Origin of the sequence: Stagnihabitans lacustris (assembly GCF_025950525.1) — a bacterium.
In the GTDB taxonomy this organism is placed as follows: Bacteria; Pseudomonadota; Alphaproteobacteria; order Rhodobacterales; family Rhodobacteraceae; genus Stagnihabitans.
In genome coordinates this window covers 57,486-74,128 of sequence record NZ_JAPDGS010000003.1, presented here as the reverse complement: position 1 = coordinate 74,128, position 16,643 = coordinate 57,486, and the positions used below count along the sequence as shown (strand labels likewise).

The 16,643-nt window shown below is 64.7% G+C and carries 19 protein-coding genes; 14 read left to right on the top strand and 5 right to left on the bottom strand.

Annotated elements, in window-relative coordinates; all coding sequences use genetic code 11:
* Window positions 1–46: 46 nt before the first annotated feature.
* Window positions 47–484: an NUDIX domain-containing protein gene (locus tag NX862_RS08865; protein ID WP_264493546.1), complete on the bottom strand. Its 438-nt coding sequence runs from the start codon at window positions 482–484 to the stop codon at window positions 47–49.
* Between the two features lie 78 nt (window positions 485–562).
* Between NX862_RS08865 and hslO the strand changes: the two genes are divergently transcribed.
* The 7 genes from hslO to NX862_RS08830 all read left to right on the top strand — a co-directional run bounded on the left by hslO (window position 563) and on the right by NX862_RS08830 (window position 8,946).
* On the top strand, window positions 563–1,588 hold the full coding sequence (gene hslO / locus NX862_RS08860) for an Hsp33 family molecular chaperone HslO (protein ID WP_264493545.1): 1,026 nt from the start codon (window positions 563–565) through the stop codon (window positions 1,586–1,588).
* Window positions 1,585–2,163 (top strand): NUDIX hydrolase, encoded by a 579-nt coding sequence (locus NX862_RS08855; RefSeq protein WP_264493544.1) that lies wholly within the window; start codon window positions 1,585–1,587, stop codon window positions 2,161–2,163. The genes hslO and NX862_RS08855 overlap by 4 nt, the downstream gene beginning before the upstream one ends.
* Window positions 2,160–3,284, top strand: a complete 1,125-nt coding sequence (locus NX862_RS08850; RefSeq protein ID WP_264493543.1) for a CCA tRNA nucleotidyltransferase — start codon at window positions 2,160–2,162, stop codon at window positions 3,282–3,284. Before NX862_RS08855 ends, NX862_RS08850 begins: the two co-directional genes overlap by 4 nt.
* Window positions 3,285–3,470: 186 nt before the next feature.
* Entirely contained in the window at window positions 3,471–5,318 is a 1,848-nt protein-coding gene (locus NX862_RS08845; protein ID WP_264493542.1) for an ABC transporter ATP-binding protein, read from the top strand.
* Window positions 5,318–7,156 (top strand): ABC transporter ATP-binding protein, encoded by a 1,839-nt coding sequence (locus tag NX862_RS08840; RefSeq protein ID WP_264493541.1) that lies wholly within the window; start codon window positions 5,318–5,320, stop codon window positions 7,154–7,156. Before NX862_RS08845 ends, NX862_RS08840 begins: the two co-directional genes overlap by 1 nt.
* Window positions 7,153–8,361, top strand: a complete 1,209-nt coding sequence (locus NX862_RS08835) for a class I SAM-dependent RNA methyltransferase (RefSeq protein WP_264493540.1) — start codon at window positions 7,153–7,155, stop codon at window positions 8,359–8,361. Before NX862_RS08840 ends, NX862_RS08835 begins: the two co-directional genes overlap by 4 nt.
* Before the next feature lie 81 nt (window positions 8,362–8,442).
* A complete protein-coding gene (locus tag NX862_RS08830) occupies window positions 8,443–8,946 on the top strand; it encodes a L,D-transpeptidase family protein (RefSeq protein ID WP_264493539.1) in 504 nt (167 codons plus the stop codon).
* A gap of 100 nt (window positions 8,947–9,046) precedes the next feature.
* Here the strand turns inward: NX862_RS08830 and dalA are convergent, their stop codons facing one another.
* Entirely contained in the window at window positions 9,047–9,568 is a 522-nt protein-coding gene (gene dalA, locus NX862_RS08825; RefSeq protein WP_264493538.1) for a divisome-associated lipoprotein DalA, read from the bottom strand.
* A 168-nt stretch (window positions 9,569–9,736) separates the two neighbouring features.
* Between dalA and NX862_RS08820 the strand changes: the two genes are divergently transcribed.
* The 3 genes from NX862_RS08820 to NX862_RS08810 all read left to right on the top strand — a co-directional run bounded on the left by NX862_RS08820 (window position 9,737) and on the right by NX862_RS08810 (window position 11,197).
* On the top strand, window positions 9,737–10,342 hold the full coding sequence (locus NX862_RS08820; protein WP_264493537.1) for a L,D-transpeptidase: 606 nt from the start codon (window positions 9,737–9,739) through the stop codon (window positions 10,340–10,342).
* 249 nt (window positions 10,343–10,591) lie between these two features.
* On the top strand, window positions 10,592–10,768 hold the full coding sequence (locus NX862_RS08815; protein ID WP_264493536.1) for a hypothetical protein: 177 nt from the start codon (window positions 10,592–10,594) through the stop codon (window positions 10,766–10,768).
* 237 nt (window positions 10,769–11,005) lie between these two features.
* Entirely contained in the window at window positions 11,006–11,197 is a 192-nt protein-coding gene (locus NX862_RS08810; RefSeq protein WP_264493535.1) for a hypothetical protein, read from the top strand.
* Between the two features lie 79 nt (window positions 11,198–11,276).
* Here the strand turns inward: NX862_RS08810 and hemH are convergent, their stop codons facing one another.
* Both hemH and NX862_RS08800 read right to left on the bottom strand, forming a co-directional pair.
* Window positions 11,277–12,314, bottom strand: a complete 1,038-nt coding sequence (hemH, locus tag NX862_RS08805; protein WP_264493534.1) for a ferrochelatase — start codon at window positions 12,312–12,314, stop codon at window positions 11,277–11,279.
* A gap of 43 nt (window positions 12,315–12,357) precedes the next feature.
* Window positions 12,358–13,149 (bottom strand): methyltransferase domain-containing protein, encoded by a 792-nt coding sequence (locus tag NX862_RS08800; protein WP_264493533.1) that lies wholly within the window; start codon window positions 13,147–13,149, stop codon window positions 12,358–12,360.
* 23 nt (window positions 13,150–13,172) lie between these two features.
* Between NX862_RS08800 and NX862_RS08795 the strand changes: the two genes are divergently transcribed.
* The 4 genes from NX862_RS08795 to NX862_RS08780 are packed head-to-tail and all read left to right on the top strand — an operon-like array spanning window position 13,173 to window position 15,453.
* Complete coding sequence (locus NX862_RS08795) at window positions 13,173–13,895, top strand: ComF family protein (RefSeq protein WP_264493532.1); 723 nt, start codon at window positions 13,173–13,175, stop codon at window positions 13,893–13,895.
* Window positions 13,896–13,931: 36 nt separating this feature from the next.
* On the top strand, window positions 13,932–14,183 hold the full coding sequence (gene grxC, locus NX862_RS08790) for a glutaredoxin 3 (RefSeq protein WP_264493531.1): 252 nt from the start codon (window positions 13,932–13,934) through the stop codon (window positions 14,181–14,183).
* Window positions 14,183–15,016: a carbon-nitrogen hydrolase family protein gene (locus NX862_RS08785; protein WP_264493950.1), complete on the top strand. Its 834-nt coding sequence runs from the start codon at window positions 14,183–14,185 to the stop codon at window positions 15,014–15,016. The genes grxC and NX862_RS08785 overlap by 1 nt, the downstream gene beginning before the upstream one ends.
* Window positions 15,013–15,453 (top strand): MarR family winged helix-turn-helix transcriptional regulator, encoded by a 441-nt coding sequence (locus NX862_RS08780; protein ID WP_264493530.1) that lies wholly within the window; start codon window positions 15,013–15,015, stop codon window positions 15,451–15,453. The genes NX862_RS08785 and NX862_RS08780 overlap by 4 nt, the downstream gene beginning before the upstream one ends.
* On the opposite strand, the gene NX862_RS08775 is transcribed toward NX862_RS08780, so the two are convergent.
* The gene (locus NX862_RS08775; protein WP_264493529.1) at window positions 15,450–16,571 is read right to left on the bottom strand and encodes a polysaccharide biosynthesis/export family protein; all 1,122 of its coding nucleotides are present in this window, start codon (window positions 16,569–16,571) and stop codon (window positions 15,450–15,452) included. The two genes, NX862_RS08780 and NX862_RS08775, sit on opposite strands and share 4 nt — an antisense overlap.
* Window positions 16,572–16,643 lie beyond the last annotated feature (72 nt).

Here is a 16,643-nt window from a genome sequence, read left to right as displayed (position 1 = left end):
TGGCAACGCGGGCGGAGGGGACTCGATGCCCCCGACGGACGCAGGCCTAGCGCAAGACCCGCGCCGCCATCGCCCGGTCGCCCTGGTTGGTCAACAGCGACAGCGCGGACCCCGCCTCGGTCCAGATCGCGGTATGGCCCGCCTCTGACGGGGGCCCCATGCACAAAGTCGGCCGCGCGACATAGATCGCGCAGACCTTTTCCGCCCATTTGTCATAGTCCGGCATATAGGTGAACCGGCGATACATGCCGACGAACCGCGGGGTCGAGATATGCCAGCCGGTTTCCTCATAGACCTCGCGGTGAAGGGCGGCGATGGGGGCCTCTCCGGGGTCGATGCCGCCGCCGGGCAACTGAAACTCCGGGATCGGCTCGGCCTGATGGGTCAACAGAACCTGATCCCCCCGGACCAGAACCGCATAGACCCCGGGCCTGCGCCGATAGCGCATCCCGCTTTTCACAGCCTCGCCATACCGCCGGATCATAGCTTCCCCCTTGGTGCGGACACCATTCTTCTTATATAGCCCCGATATGCCGAATCCGGTGACTTCAGGAAACCCCCCATGACCACCATTCCCTGGGACGATACCGTCCTGCCCTTCCAGCTTGACGCCTCCGATGTGCGCGGCCGCGTCGTGCGGCTGGATGGCGCCCTGGACGAGATCCTGGGCCAACATTCCTACCCCAAGTCGATCGAGGCTCTGGTGGCCGAGACCGCTTTGTTGACCGCCCTGATCGGCCAGTCGATCAAGCTGCGCTGGAAGCTGTCGATCCAGGTGCGCGGCAAGGGTCCGGCCCGGCTGATCGCCACCGATTACTACGGCCCCGAGACCGAGGGCGGCCCGGCCCGCATCCGCGCCTATGCCAGCTATGACGCCGAAAGGCTGGACGATACGGCGGACCCCTTCTCCCAGATCGGCGAGGGCTATTTCGCGGTGATGCTGGACCAGGGCCCGCATATGACGCCCTATCAGGGCTTTACCCCCATCGCCGGGAAAAGCCTGTCCGACTGCGCCCAGACCTATTTCGCCCAGTCCGAACAGTTGCCGACGCGGTTTGCGCTGACCTTTGGCCGCAGCCAGACCCCCGGCCAGCCGGAGCATTGGCGCGGCGGCGGGATCATGCTGCAGCACATGCCCCAGGTCGGCATGGCGATGAAGGACACCGGTGAGGGCGGCAGCGGTGAGGGCGGGCTTCTGGATCACACCGACATCTTGTCCGGTGAACCGGCCGAGAACTGGAACCGCGTCAACATCCTGTTGAACACGGTCGAGGAAATCGAGCTGATCGGGCCTTCGGTGTCGCCCACCCAACTGCTGACCCGGCTGTTCTCCGAGGAAATCCCGCGTGTTTTCCCCGAAACCGAGGTGCATTTCGGTTGTTCCTGCAACGAAGACAAGGTTCGCCAGACCATGTCGATCTATTCGGCCAAGGACATCTCTAAAATGACCACGCCCGAAGGCATCGTGACCGCCGATTGCCAGTTCTGCGGCGCGCATTACGAGATGGACCCGAAGACCCTGGGTCTTGAGGCCGAAAAGGCCCGCAAAGAGGCCGAAGCGGCCGCCCAAGCTTCAGAACAGCAATGATCGACCTCTCTCGCCTGGCCGAGGCTTGCGCCCGGCTGGGCGAGGGCTCGTCGGATTATGACCTGAACCCCGGCTTGCGTCCGGCGGCGCGCGACCTGCGGCCCGCCGCCGTTCTGGTGGGCATCTGTGACGGCGCGGTGATCCTGACCAAGCGCGCCTCGCATCTGAAACACCACCCCGGCCAGATCGCCTTTCCGGGTGGCAAGCTAGAGCCGGGCGAGACCGCCGAACAAGCCGCCCTGCGCGAGGCGCAAGAGGAAATCGGCCTGCCGCCCTCGGCCGTGACCCCGCTTTTGCGCCTGCCCGTGCATGAGACGGTGACGGGCTTTGCCATGACCCCGGTCCTGGCCAAAGTCGCCCCCCATGCCTTTGCCTGCGACCCCGCCGAAGTCGACGAGGCCTTTACCGTGCCGCTAAAGCATCTGTTGAACCCGCAGAATTACCAGGTGCATCGCCGCCAGTGGCGCGGGACCTGGCGGGCCTATCATGCCGTGCCCTGGGGCCCCTATTACATCTGGGGGGCGACGGCGCGGGTCTTGCGTCAGATGGCCCGGGCCCATCAGGAGGCGCAATGAAGATCTCTGGCGCATGGTTGGATCACCACGGGACCCAGGCCTTGTGTGCCGCCTTGGGCTTCGAGGGCCGCCGCATCCTTTTTGTCGGCGGCTGCGTGCGCAATGCGCTGATGCGGCGTCCGGTCAGCGATCTGGACATGGCCACCGATGCCACGCCGATTCAGGTGATGAAACTGGCCGAGGACGCCGGCTTCAAGGTCATTCCCACCGGGATCGACCATGGCACAGTCACAGTGATTGCGGGCGGCGCGGTGCATGAGGTGACGACCTTTCGCCGCGATATCGCCACCGATGGCCGCCATGCCACCGTGGCCTATTCGACCGATATCGCCGAAGACGCCGCCCGCCGCGACTTTACCATGAACGCGCTTTACGCCGAGCCCTCTGGCCTGATCCTGGACCCCCTGGGCGGCATGGCGGACCTTGCGGCGCATCGGGTGCGCTTTGTGGGCGATCCGGCGACGCGCATCCGCGAAGACTTCCTCCGCATCCTGCGGTTTTTCCGGTTTCACGCGGTCTATGGCGACCCGGCGCAGGGCATCGACGCCGAGGGGCTTGCCGCCTGTGCCGAAGGGGCCGACGGGCTAACGGGGCTGTCGCGCGAACGCGTCGGCCACGAGATGCGCAAGCTGCTGGCCGCGCACGACCCCGCGCCCGCCTTGGCCGCGATGCAGGCCTCTGGCGTGCTGGGGCGCATCTTGCCCGGCGCCGATCCGCGCTTCATCGCGCCCTTGGTCCACCTTGAAACCGCGCCGCGCTGGCAACGCCGTCTGGCCGTGCTGGGCGGAGAGGGCGATCTTCGCCTCTCGCGCGCCGAGGCCGCCGAACTGGCGCGCTTGCGCGACGAGATCGGCAGCCCCCTGACCCCCGCCGCCCTGGGGTGGAAGCTGGGGATCACGCCCGCCACCGATGTGATCCTGGCCCGGGCCGCCATGGGGATGACCGCGCCCCCAACCTGGGAGTCCGAGATCGCCCGCGGCGCCGCGGCGCATTTCCCGGTGACGTCGGCCGACCTGATGCCCGCGCTCCAAGGCCCCGCCCTGGGCGCCAGGCTGAAAGAGCTGGAATCCCGCTGGCTGGCCAGCAACTTGACCCTGACCCGCGCGCAGCTGTTGACCTGACATGTCAGGCCCGCTTTTGGGGGTGACAATCGGTCGCAGATCGGCTAACCCTGCCGCACCCAACAAGGAGAACAGCATGGATCACGGGACCCCCTTTCGCCTCATTTGAGCCGACCGGTCCTGTTGTGGCGGTCGATCCTCGACCCCGCCGCCTTTCCTTGCTGACCTGATCCTTGGACATTTCTCATGTTTCGTTTCTTCGAAAACCTCGTCGATCCCTATAAATCCTATGTGCCGAACGACACTCCGCCGCAGGGGCTTTGGCCCTTTCTGCGCGATTATGTCCGCGAGTTCCGCGGCGTGTTCACCGTCACCGCGCTGTTTTCGGTGGGCAATGGCGTGCTGGACGTGGGCCTGTTGTGGTATCTGGGCCATCTGGTCGACCTGCTGACCCAATCCGCCCCGCCAGAGTTTTTCGCGACCCATTGGGGTGATCTGGCCCTGGTGGCCTTTGTCATCCTGGTCATCCGGCCCCTGGTTGCCGGGGGCTCTGTCGCGCTGCTGCACAACACGATCCTGACCAATTTCGGCACGATGATCCGCTGGAGGGCGCATGGCCATGTGCTGCGCCAACCGGTCGGCTGGTTCGAAAGCGACTTTGCCGGGCGGATCGCCAACCGGATCATGCAGGCGCCGCCCGCCGCCGGGGACGCGGTGTTTCAGGTCTTTGACATGGCGGTCTTTGCGCTGACGACCTTTGTCGGCGCCTGTCTGATGCTGTTCGATGCCGACCCGCGGCTGATGGTGCCCTTGATTCTGTGGGCCTTGGCCTATGGTGCCTTGATGCGCTGGACGATCCGCCGCGCGGGCCCGGCCTCTACCGCGGCCTCCGAGGCGCGGTCGGCCGTCACGGGGCGGGTGGTGGACAGCTATACCAACATCCACTCGGTCAAGCTGTTCGCCAATCACGGCCAGGAAATGGACTATGCCCGCGAGGCGATCGAGGGCGCGCGCGTGGCCTTCCAAAAGGAAATGCGCATCGTCACGGTCATGGACATCGTGCTGAACGCGATCAACGGGCTGATGATCCTGGGCGTCGCGGCCCTTGCGCTTTACCTTTGGTATCATGGGCTTGCCAATGTCGGCGTCGTGGCCTCGGCTGTCGCCCTGGTCCTGCGGCTTCATTCGATGACCTTCTGGATCATGTGGGCTTCGACCAATCTGGTGCAGAACCTGGGCACCGTGGCCGAGGGGCTGGAGACGATTTCCCAGCCGATCACCTTGGTCGATGCGCCCCAGGCGGCGGAGTTGCAGTTCAAGCAAGGCCTGATCGAGTTCCAATCCGTCAGCCATCATTATGGCCGCGGGGCAGGGGGCCTGGATCGGTTGAACCTGGTGATCAAGCCGGGCGAAAAGATCGGTCTGGTGGGCCGGTCGGGTGCGGGCAAAACGACCTTGGTCAAGCTGATCCTGCGGTTTTACGACACCGAAGAGGGGCGGATTCTGATCGACGGTCAGGATATCTCGAAAGTGTCGCAGGAAAGCCTGCGCCGGGTGATCGGCATGGTGCAGCAGGAAAGCACCTTGCTGCACCGGTCGGTGCGCGAAAACATCCTGTATGCGAACCCGACGGCTGGGGATGAGGCCATGTTGGCGGCGGCGAAAAAGGCCGAAAGCCACGACTTCATCCTGGACCTGCAGGACCCCAAGGGCCGCAGCGGCTATGACGCCCATGTCGGCGAAAGGGGCGTCAAGCTTTCGGGCGGGCAACGGCAGCGCGTGGCCATCGCCCGGGTGATCCTGAAGGATGCGCCGATCCTGATCATGGACGAGGCGACAAGCGCCTTGGACTCTGAGGCCGAGGCGCTGATCCAGAAGGCCTTGTTCGGCGTGATGGAGGGCAAGACGGTCATCGCCATCGCGCACCGCCTGTCGACCATCGCGGCAATGGACCGGATCGTGGTGCTGGACCGCGGCCATATCGTCGAAGAGGGCTCACATTCTGAGCTTTTGGCAAGGGGCGGGCTATATGCTTCGCTCTGGGCCCGGCAATCCGGTGGGTTCCTGGGTGAAGATATCGAAGAGGAAGTCTGATGATCGTTCTGGGCCCAAGCATCGCGCCGTTTCGCAAGGCTGACACGGCGCCGCCTTCGGGGACCCTGGCCTTCTTTGCCTGGGCCCTGAAGGGGGCCTGGGCGGGCATCATCTGGGCGGTCTTCTGGTCTTGTGCGGCCGGCTCGCTGGAGGCGATCAGCGCCACGATCCTGGGCGACCTGGTTGATGCGGCGACGATGGCCGACCCTTCGGCCTTTATGGTCGATCATGGGCATCTGGTCGCCTGGTTCCTGTTTTTCTATCTGGTCGCAAGGCCGGTGGTGCTGGGGCTGAACACTTACGGGCTTAGCCTCATCATCGAACCGAACCTCTTTCCGCTGATCCTGTCGCGGCTGCACCGTTGGACGCTGGGCCATTCGGTCACGTTCTTTGACAACGATTTCGCCGGGCGGATCGCGCAAAAGCAGATGCAGACGGCAAGGGCGGCGACCGATGTGGTGTCGGGCTCGATCGAGACGATGGCGTTTTCGCTGGCCTCGGTCGTGGGGTCGGTGGCCCTGATGCTGGCGATCAACCCTTCGGTCTCGGGCGCCCTGATGGTCTGGGTCGCGGCCTATGTGCTGTTCATCCGGCATTTCCTGCGCCGGGTGCGGGGCGCCTCGGCGATGCGGGCCAGCGCGCGGGCCAATGTCACCGGGCAGATCGTCGACACCGTCACCAACATGAAGACGGTCAAGCTGTTCGCCCATACCGAACACGAAGACCGCGTCGCCCTGGACGCGATGGAGACCTTCCGCGACAGCGCCTTGAAATACGGCGCGATTTCCTCGTGGTTCCGGTTCAACCTGATGGCCTTGGCGGGGGTTCTGCCGGTGGTCATGGTCGGCATGACGGTCTGGCTGTGGATGAACGGCGGGGCCACGGCGGGGGATATCGCGGCGGCGGGGGCGATTTCCTTTCGCCTAAGTCAGATGACCGGCTGGGTGTCCTTTTCCCTCATGACCATCTTTGGCAACCTGGGCGAGGTCGAGGACGGCATCCGCACCCTGACTCCGCCTCATTCGCTGGTCGATGCGGCCGGGGCTGTGGATCTGCCGCGGGTGCGCGGCGCCATCGACATGGACCATGTCTCTTTCGCCTATGGTCGGCGGAAGGGGGGGCTGCAGGAAGTGTCCCTGTCGATCCGCGCGGGCGAAAAGATCGGCATTGTGGGGGCCAGTGGCGCGGGGAAATCGACCTTGGTCAACCTGCTGCTGCGGCTTTACGACACCGAGTCGGGGCGCGTGCTGATCGACGGCCATGATATTGCGAAGGTGACGCAAGAGAGCCTGCGCCAACAGATCGGCATGGTCACGCAGGAAACCGCGATGTTCAACCGATCCGCGCGCGAGAACATCCTTTACGGCCGCCCCGATGCCACGGATGCCGAGCTTTACGCGGCGGCAGAACAGGCCGAGGCGCATGAGTTCATCTTGGGGCTGAAGGATCACCAGGGCCGCACGGGGTACGAGGCGTTCCTCGGTGAGCGCGGCGTGAAACTTTCGGGCGGGCAGCGCCAGCGGATCGCCTTGGCCCGCGCCTTCCTGAAGGACGCGCCGATCCTGGTGCTGGACGAAGCGACAAGCGCCTTGGATAGCGAGGTCGAGGCCAGCATCCAGACCGCGCTGACCCGCGTCATGCAGGGCAAGACCGTGCTGGCCATCGCCCACCGCCTGTCGACCATCGCCGAAATGGACCGGATCATCGTGCTGGATCAGGGTCGCGTCGTCGAACAGGGGTCGCATGGCGCACTTCTGGCGCTTGGGGGGCTTTACGCGCGGTATTGGAGCAGGCAAAGCGGGGGCTTCATCGGGACCGACGAGGGGAACACGCCATGAAGCTGACCATTGCCAGGCTGGGCCATCGCGGAGACGGCATCGCAGAGGGGTTTTACGCCCCCGGCACCCTGCCCGGCGAAGAGGTCGAGGGCGAGCCGCAAGGCGATACGCTGACCGATATCCGCATCCTGACGCCCTCGGCGGCGCGGGTGAAACCGCCTTGCCCCCATGCCCGGACCTGCGGCGGTTGCCTGATGCAACATGCCAGCGATGCCACGGTGGCGGAATGGAAGACCGGGATCGTGCGCGGCGCGCTGGACGGCCAGGGTCTGTCGGCCGAGGTGCGGCCGATCCTGACCTCACCGCCGCGGTCGCGCCGCCGGGCGACCTTGGCCGCACGGCGCACCAAGGGCGGCATCCTGATGGGGTTCCACACACGGGCCAGCGACAGCATCACGCCGGTTCCGAATTGTCACCTGCTGCATCCCGACCTGATCGCCGCCTTCCCCGCGCTGGAGGCGCTGGTGAAGCTGGGTGGCTCTCGCACCGTGGAAATGACCCTGGCCGTGACCCGCACCCTGACCGGGCCGGATGTCGTCGTGACCAATGCCAAGCCCGCCGATGCCGAATTGCAACTGGACCTGGCGCGGCTGGTGGAGAGCTTTGGCATGTCGCGCCTGACCTGGAACGGCGAGATCGTGGCACAGCGCACCCCGCCGATCATCAAGCTGGGGCCGACCCGTGTCACCCTGCCGCCCGCCGCCTTCCTGCAGGCCACCGAAGAGGGCGAGGCCGCTTTGCTCACCCTGGTCCGCGAAGCCGTGGGGCCTGCGAAAAAGATCATCGACCTGTTTTCCGGTCTGGGCACCTTTGCCCTGCCCTTGGCGCAACAGGCCGAGGTTCATGCGGTCGAAAACGACGTGGCGCTTCTGACCGCGCTGGACAAGGGGTTCCGCCAGGGCGAGGGGCTGAAGCGCGTCACGAACGACATCCGCGACCTGTATCGCCGCCCGCTGGAGCCCGACGAGTTCAAGGGCATCGACGCCGTGGTCATCGACCCGCCGCGCGCCGGGGCCGAGGCGCAGTGCCACACGTTGGCCCAGTCCAAGGTCGCGCGGATCGCCATGGTGTCGTGCAACCCGATCACCTTTGCCCGCGACGCCAAGATCCTGATCGCGGGGGGCTACACGCTGCAATGGGTCCAGCCGGTCGACCAGTTCCGCTGGTCGAACCATGTCGAGCTGGCGGCGCTCTTCACGCTTTAGCGAGTCCGAAGTTAGCGGTTGGCAAGCCGCCCCCGGATCGGCTAGAGCCACAAAAAACAACCGGGCAGGCAAGGGACCGTCATGACCGCAATTCTTCGGGCGATTTTGGTCGTCCTGTCTTTCGTCAGCCTGACGGGCTGCTTGTTTCAGGGTGGCGAAAAGCCCTATTCCGGCCCCGCCATCACCGCCATCGAGGTCCACAAGGCCGACCGCAAGATGTATCTTCTGGCCGGCGCCGAGGTGGTCAAGACCTATGACATCCAGCTGGGCGGCAATCCCGTGGGCCCCAAGCAGGTCGAGGGCGACGGCAAGACGCCCGAGGGGTCCTATCTGATCACCCACCGCAACCCGCGGTCGTCCTATCACCTGTCGCTGGGGATTTCCTATCCGAACGCCGCACAGGTTGCGGCGGCCAAGGCGGCGGGCAAGAAGCCGGGCGGGGATATCTTCATCCATGGCCAGCCGAACCGGCGCCGCTCGGGCGGGGGGGATTGGACGGCCGGTTGCATCGCCGTCACCAACCGCGAGATCGAAGAGATCTACCGCATGGTGAACCCGGGCACCCAGATCAACATCTTCCCGTAAAGCGACCCCCTCTTGCGACAAGGCCCCGGAGCGATCCGGGGCCTTGTTGTTTGGGGGCTTTGGTTCCGCCGCGTAGCCCGGGGTATACCCCGGGACTGGGTCAGACCGCAGCGCCGACCTGGGCCGCCCACCACAGCTTGCCGCCGGTCTCCTGATACCAGGCAAAGCCGAAATCCGTCGCCCGCGGGTCCAGCAGCACGGCGCGGGTGTCCGACCGCTCGGCCCAATCGGCCAGGGTCTCCAGCTCGGTCTGATAGGTTTCCGAAATCAGCTCGCCCAAAAGCTTGCCGCCATAGCCGACGCGCTGCACCCGCACCAAGGGCGAAGAGCCGTCCGACCCGAAGTGCCAGGGCCGGTTTTGCACCGCCATGTCGCGGGCATGGGTTGCGCAGGCGGCAATCAGCTGGGCGTTGAAGGCCACGGCCTGCAGCCCCTTGGTCTGGCGCAGCGCGTTCAGACCATCCAGCATCCGGTAGGAAATCGCGGATTCGTCACCGGGCTGGATCGGATAGACTTGGGGCAAGGGCCGTCCATCAGCGCCAAGCGGCGCGGGGGCGGGGGCGGGACCACAAGCGGCCAAAGCCGCGGCGGCGCCAAGGAAAAGGGCAGAGCGTCGTTCCATCATTCACCTGTATGGCCCTTGGCCGGGCCGTTCTTTCCCCCGCCATAGCGCGTTTCGCGCCTGTGGAAAACCCTTGGCAGGAAAGGGCCGCATGACTTCGCTGTGAATTGAAGCCCGGGCGGTTAGGCTGTAAGGAAAGCGTCATCGAGAAGTCAAGGAGATCAGAGCATGTCTGACGAGAATCCCCAGAAGTCCTCGCGCCGCCTGTTCCTTGGCGCCGCAGCCGGGCTTGTGGCCAGCGCCTTGCCCGCGCGGGCCGAACAATTCACCAACTCGACCGAGTTCGAGTCGGCGGCCACGCCGAACACCCGGGCCAATGTCTCCAGCTTTGTGCTGCGCGACTGGCGGGATTTCTTTGCCAACACCCGCAATGGCGCGATCCTGTGCGACCTGACCTCGCGGGCGCTGCATTACTGGTCCGAGGATCAGTCGGTCTACAAGCTGTATCCGACCTCGGTTCCTTTGAACGAGGAACTGACCAAGCGCGGGCCGACCACGGTCATCGAAAAGGTCGTCAATCCGCGCTGGACCGCCACCGCCTCGATGCTGAAGCGCAATCCCGATTGGCCGAAGTCGATCGAGGGCGGCTCGCCGGACAATCCGCTTGGCGTGCGGGCGCTGTATCTGGGCTGGCCGACCTACCGGATTCACGGCACCCATGACACGCGCAAGATCGGGCGGCGGTCGTCGAATGGCTGCGTCGGCCTGTATAACGAACATATCCTGGAGCTTTTCGACCTGGCCAAGGTCGGGACTCAGGTGCTTTTCCTGTAACCGATCCGTCGGATTGCGGGGCGGGGTCCGGTCCATTGGGCCGGGCCTTTTCATTCCAACGCCGGGCTTTGCGTCACATCGGCGCCCAAGTGTTGCCAAATTGACGATTTGCCGGCCAAGATAGCCAAAAAGCGGGCGCAGCCTGTTGCAAAGATTTGGCGCCTCTGCTTTGACCACCGTATGAGGAACATCTTGGGTGCGTCCACCGCCTCTGCGACATTCGGTTGGGCGCTTGAACTGGAGTCTACTATGAAAAAGATCGCTCTCGCCGCCGCTTTCACCCTGGCCGCTTCCACCGCTTTCGCTGGTGGCGCTCCGGAAGTCGTCGTCCCCGCCGTCGAAGCCAAGGTTGCTTCGTCGTCCGCTGGCGGCCTGGTCGTCCCGCTGCTGCTCCTGCTCGTTGTGGCTGCTGCCGCTTCGAACTGAGCTTTAGCTACAGTTTTGGAAAAGACGGCGGGCTGTCCGCCGTCTTTTCTATTTTGCGCCCTTGGTAATATGGCAACACTGCGGCAAGGGACGGGCCGAAACCCGCCGGTTCTTGGCCATGTCAGGTTGCAAATCCTCCGTTAAAATGCTTTTATCCCCCCTACGAGCAACAATTCTGTCGCGCCCCCCCTGGCACGGGGAACGGACAAGCGGCCGGATACACAAACGGAGATCACAATGAAGAAAATCGCTCTCGCCGCCGCCCTGTCGCTGGCCGCTTCCACCGCTTTCGCTGGCGGCATGAACCAGCCGATCGTGGAAACCGCGCCGGTCGTGGCTGAAACCATGCAGACCTCGTCGTCGAACGGCGGCCTCGTCGTTCCGCTGCTGCTGCTCCTGGTCGTTGCGGCCGCTGTCGCCAGCAACTGAGATCGGGCATCCGATTTAGCGAAGGACGGCACATCGCGTGCCGTCCTTTTGCATTTGGGGGTCCTGAATTGGGCGGGCCTTACAGCCAGCCCCCCAGATTTTGTTGAATGACCGTCGTCAGCGCCGAGATATGGGCCGCGTCATCATTCAGGCACGGGATATAGGTGAATTCCTCGCCACCGGCATGTTCAAAAGCCTCGGCGATTTCGCCTTTGATTTCCTCCAGCGTTTCGATGCAATCGGCCGAAAACGCCGGCGCCATCACCGCGATCCGCTTTTTGCCCTGTTTCGCCAGTTCGGCCACATGTTCGACCGTATAGGGCTTCAGCCAGACTTCGCGGCCAAAGACCGACTGAAAGCTGACGTCGATTGCGCCCTTTTCCCAGCCCAAAGCCTCACGCAGCAGCCGCGTCGTCTTCATGCATTGGCAGTGATAGGGGTCGCCCTCCATCAGATAGCGCTGCGGCATCCCGTGATACGAGGTCACAAGGACATCCGGCTTGTGGTCCAGTTTCGCATAGGCAGAGCGGACCGAATCAGCCAAAGCGGTGATATAGGCCGGGTGGTCGAAATACTCGGCCACGGTGCGGACGGCGGGTTGGCGCTTTTCCTTGGCCAGCGCGGCAAAGAAAGCGTCATTCGCCGTGGCCGAGGTCGCCCCGGCATATTGCGGATAAAGCGGCATGAAGACGATCTTTTCGCAGCCCGCCTCGACCATCTGCCGCACTTTCGACGCCGTCGAGGGGTTGCCGTAACGCATGCAGAAATCGACCACGACCTTGTCGCCATAGATCGCGTGGAGGCTGTCCTTCAGCGCGGCCGTCTGCGCCTTGGTGATCGTCATCAGCGGGCTTTCCCCCGCCTCGTGGTTCCAGATCGACTTGTAATTCGCCCCGGATTTCGACGGCCGCACGGTCAGGATGATGCCTTGCAGGATCGGTTGCCACTTCCAGTTCGGCAGGTCGATGACGCGCTTGTCCGACAGGAATTCGTTGAGGTAACGCCGCATCGACCAATAGTCGTAATTGTCCGGCGTCCCCAGATTGGCGATCAGGACGCCGACCTTGGCGGGCTTGACGGGCGGGTGATTGGCGGGGGCATGGGCGAGACGGTCCATCCGGGCTCCTTTTTGTCCCAAGGTAGTCTTTTGACGGGTGGCGTCAAAGTTTGGGGAGTTTCTTTTCGATTTGCCCAAGGGCGTCGGCCAGGCGGGCCTGGGCCGACCCGGGTTTCAGCGGCTTTTGCTGGCTTTCATGCGGGGCCCAACCGGTCAGGGTGATGATCTCGAACGTTGCCGGGATCAGGCCATCCACGGCCAGTTCGGCGTAAAGCGCGGCGGCACGGGTGAAAACCGCGCGCCTTGTGGGCTTGCGCAGGCGGGCATGCAGCGCATTGCCCTCTCCCATCGCGCGCAGGTCGTGCATCAGGTGAAAGATGTCGCGGTATTTCACCGTCAGGGTAAAGCTGTCGGCCACCGGAAGCGCAAAGCCCGCCCGACCCGGAAGCGCGCCCATGTCGCGGATCTCTGCCATGGGCAGGACTCGGGGCGACAGGCCGCCGGTGACTTCGGTTTCCGCTTGGGCAAGGCAGGCCCGCAGCTCGTGCAGGGTCTGGCCGCCAAAGGCCATGCCGATGAACCAGCCATCCGGCTGCAGGGCGCGGCGCGCCTGCACCAGCTGTCCGACCGGGTCATCGGCCCAATGCAGGCACAGCGCATGGATCACAAGATCGTGTGCGCCCGGCGTCACCGCCAGCGTGTCCGTGTCGGCAATCGTGGGCATTTCCGGCCACAAATGCGGAAAACCTGTCACCACGAGCGGCGTGGTAAACGTCCTGTTAACCTCTTTCAGCCTCTCCTGCACCTCGTCGACCGCCATTTCCTGCAGGAAAAGGGCGGTGGCACGGGCGCGGTTCTTGGCCAGTTTTTCGCGGTCGGTCAGTTTTGGCGTCATGGCGCGGACATTAGGGGGCGGCGATGGGATTGCAAGCCTTGGCACATCTTCTTTACCCGCCGCAGTGCCTTGCGTGCGGGTGTCGGGTGCAGACCGACTTTGCCCTGTGCGCCGACTGTTGGCGGGACACGCCCTTCATCACCGGGACCGTCTGCAATCAATGCGGGATCGAGCTTTTGGGGGGCGAGGACGACCCTCAGGCCCTGTGTGACACCTGCCTGACCGAAAGCCGCCCCTGGTCGGCGGCGCGGGCGGCTTTGGCCTATCGCGACGTGGGGCGCGACCTGGTGCTAAAGCTGAAACATGCCGACCGAATCGACCTTGCAAGGCCTGCGGGGGATTGGATGGTGCGCGCCGCCGCCCCGATCCTGAAGCCGGATATGTTGGTCGTGCCCATCCCGCTGCATTGGATGCGGATGCTGAAGCGGCGGTATAATCAGGCGGCTTTGCTGTCGGCCCGGGTGGCGAAACTGGCGGGATATGACCATTGTCCCGACCTGTTGCAGCGCCGCCGCTCCACCGGCAGCCAGGACGGTCTGACCAAAGAGGGCCGCCATCGGAACATGCAGGACGCGCTGACCCTGCATCCCCGCAGGGCCGCCCGGGTCGAGGGGCGGCATGTGCTGCTGATCGACGACGTCATGACCTCGGGTGCGACGATGACTTCGGCGGCAGAGGCCTGCATTGCAGGCGGCGCAATCGGGATTTCCGTTCTGGTCATGGCGCGCGTTGCAAAGGAGGCTTAGCTTTGTCATGGTAGTCCCGGCCCAAGGAACCCCATGATGAAACCCGTTGAAATCTATACAACCCCCACCTGCCCCTACTGCCATGCCGCCAAGCGGCTGCTGCAAAAGAAGGGCGTCGCCTATCAGGAAATCGACGTCTCGCGCGATCCGGCGCTTCGGGCGGCCATGACGCAAAGGGCGGGGCGCCATACCGTGCCGCAAATCTTTGTCGGCGCAACCCATGTCGGCGGCTGTGACGACCTTCATGCGCTGGATCATGCGGGTGGTCTGGACTCGTTGCTGGCATGATCCGCACAAGCCTGGTCCAGCTGAATGTCAGCGATGATCCGGTGGCCAACCTGGACATGACGCTGGCGCTGATCGCCCGGGCCAAGGCGCAGGGGGCGCAGTTTGTCGCCACCCCGGAATGCACCAATGGCCTTTGGTCGAACCGCGCCGACCAGCGCGACGCCCTGCGGCCGGAACACCACGACCCGACCCTGACCGCGATGCGCCGCGTGGCCATGCAGCATGAGATTTGGTTGCTGGTCGGATCATTGGCGATCAAGACCGACGACCCGGATGGCCGCTTTGCCAACCGGTCCTTCCTGCTTGCCCCCGATGGCGCGATTGCCGCGCGCTATGACAAGATCCACATGTTCGACGTCAATGTCAGCGACGCCGAGGTCTACCGCGAAAGCACCGCCTTTCGCCCCGGGACCTCCTGCGTGCTGGCGAGGGCGCCCTTTGCCCAGATCGGCATGACGGTCTGCTATGACGTCCGCTTTCCGCATCTGCACCGTCGCCTGGCCAAGGCCGGGGCGCAGATCCTGACCGTGCCCGCCGCCTTCAACCACATCACCGGCTCTGCTCATTGGGAGGTGCTGCTGCGCGCCCGCGCGATCGAGACGGGGTGCTTTGTCCTGGCCCCGGCCCAGACCGGCTATCACCCGGAAAAGACGGGCAAAGGTCGCCGCACCTGGGGTCATTCCATGGTGATCTCGCCTTGGGGAGAGGTCCTGGCCGATGCCGGAACCGAGCCCGGGGTGATCACCGTCGACCTGGACCTGGCCCAGGTCGATCAGGCCCGCCGCCGCATCCCCGCGCTGCAACACGACCGCAACTTCGACGGCCCGGGATGAGCGCGCTGGACGACCTGGCCGTGACGCTGTTCGGCGAGCTTTTGATGGCCGATCAACTGGCGCGCAGCCGGATTTCCCATGTCCTGCCCAAGGGGATGGAGCTGTCGCATTTCATGGTGCTGAACCACCTGTCCGGCCTGATGGAAGAGCGCAGCCCCGCCCAACTGGCCAAGGCGTTCCATGTCACGCGGGGGGCGATGACGAACACGCTGTCGAAACTGGAATGGGCCGGCCATATCCACATTCGCCCCGATTGGGACGATGCAAGGCGCAAGATGGTGGCGATCAGCCCCTCGGGACGGGCGGCACGGGATGCGGCGGTCCAATATGTCGCGCCGCTGATTGCCGATCTGGTGAAATCGGTGGGCGAAGACCGGGTGCGCGCCGCGCTTCCGATCCTGCGCGAATTGCGCATCCGGCTGGAAGAGGCCGATTAGTTCAGCGCATTGGCCGTTGTGTTCCCGGCCGCGACAAAGCCGGTGATGATGCCGACGATGGTCCGCGTGTTCACCAGGCGGCTTTGCGTGACCAGGACCAGGTCGCGGTCCTCGATCTGGAAGGCGCCGGCCGCAAAAAGCCCGTCGGCCGAGGTCAGGTCAAAGGCGAAGACCACTTTGCGCTTGCCCGGCCCGCGATCGGGGTTCGCCGCCACAGCCGAGCCCGGATAGTTGCGCAGCACCAGCACGCCCTTGGGATTGGCATTGGTCTGATCAATCCCGCCGATCAGCGACATGGCATCCAGTGCCGTGACCTCGTCCTTGTGGAAATTGGTCAACGCCTCACGCCCGGCGGCACCCAGCGACAGGAAATAGCGGTCATCCGGCGTGATGAAAAGCCGGTCGCCGCCGCGCAGGGTCACATCCATCCCTGGGCTTTCCAGGATCGTGCGGGCGCCGACACGGTAAAGCCGCCCGTCGCGCTGCAGGTTCACTTGCGGGTTGTTGGCGCCATCGGGCAGGCCACCCGCTTCGGCCAGGATCGACATCACCGTCTTGTTGCCGCTGGACAGCGGATAGACCCCGTTGCGCGGCATCCCGGCCACGACCTCGACCGAATTGCGCGAGCCCTGCGCATGGTCCAGCTGGACCTGAACGGCGGGGATGATCGCCGTCAGCTTGTCCTGGATGCGGGCGCGGGCGGCCTCGGCGGTCATGCCCGCCACCTGGATTTCGTCGATATAGGGCACAAAGACCGTGCCCTTGGACGATACTTTCAGGTTCGGCAGCTGGATCGGATTGGCCAGAAGCGTGTTTTCATTGCCGCCAAAGACGGCGAGGTTCAAAAGGTCGCCCTCGGCGATCACGGAATCTCCGGTGCCGCCGCCCGCGTTGGGCCAGCCGCTTGACGGGTTCGGATGGCTGGAGGGCCAGCCCTGCACCATGGGCAGCGTCACCGCCGTCACCGGTTGGACCATGAAATCCGCATTGGCCTCTTCGGCGCCGGCCACGACCTGCTGGACATTGGCGACATCCTGTGGCGGACTGCAGGCCCAAAGCGGCAAAGTCAGAAGGACAAGCGGCAGGACGCGCGTTTTCGGCCCGGTTTTGAACGGCATGAGAGGCTCCGACGTCCCCGCGCGCAGCTGCGGGTTTCAGCGCCTGAGTCATACCGGCAAGGCGGTTCAGGT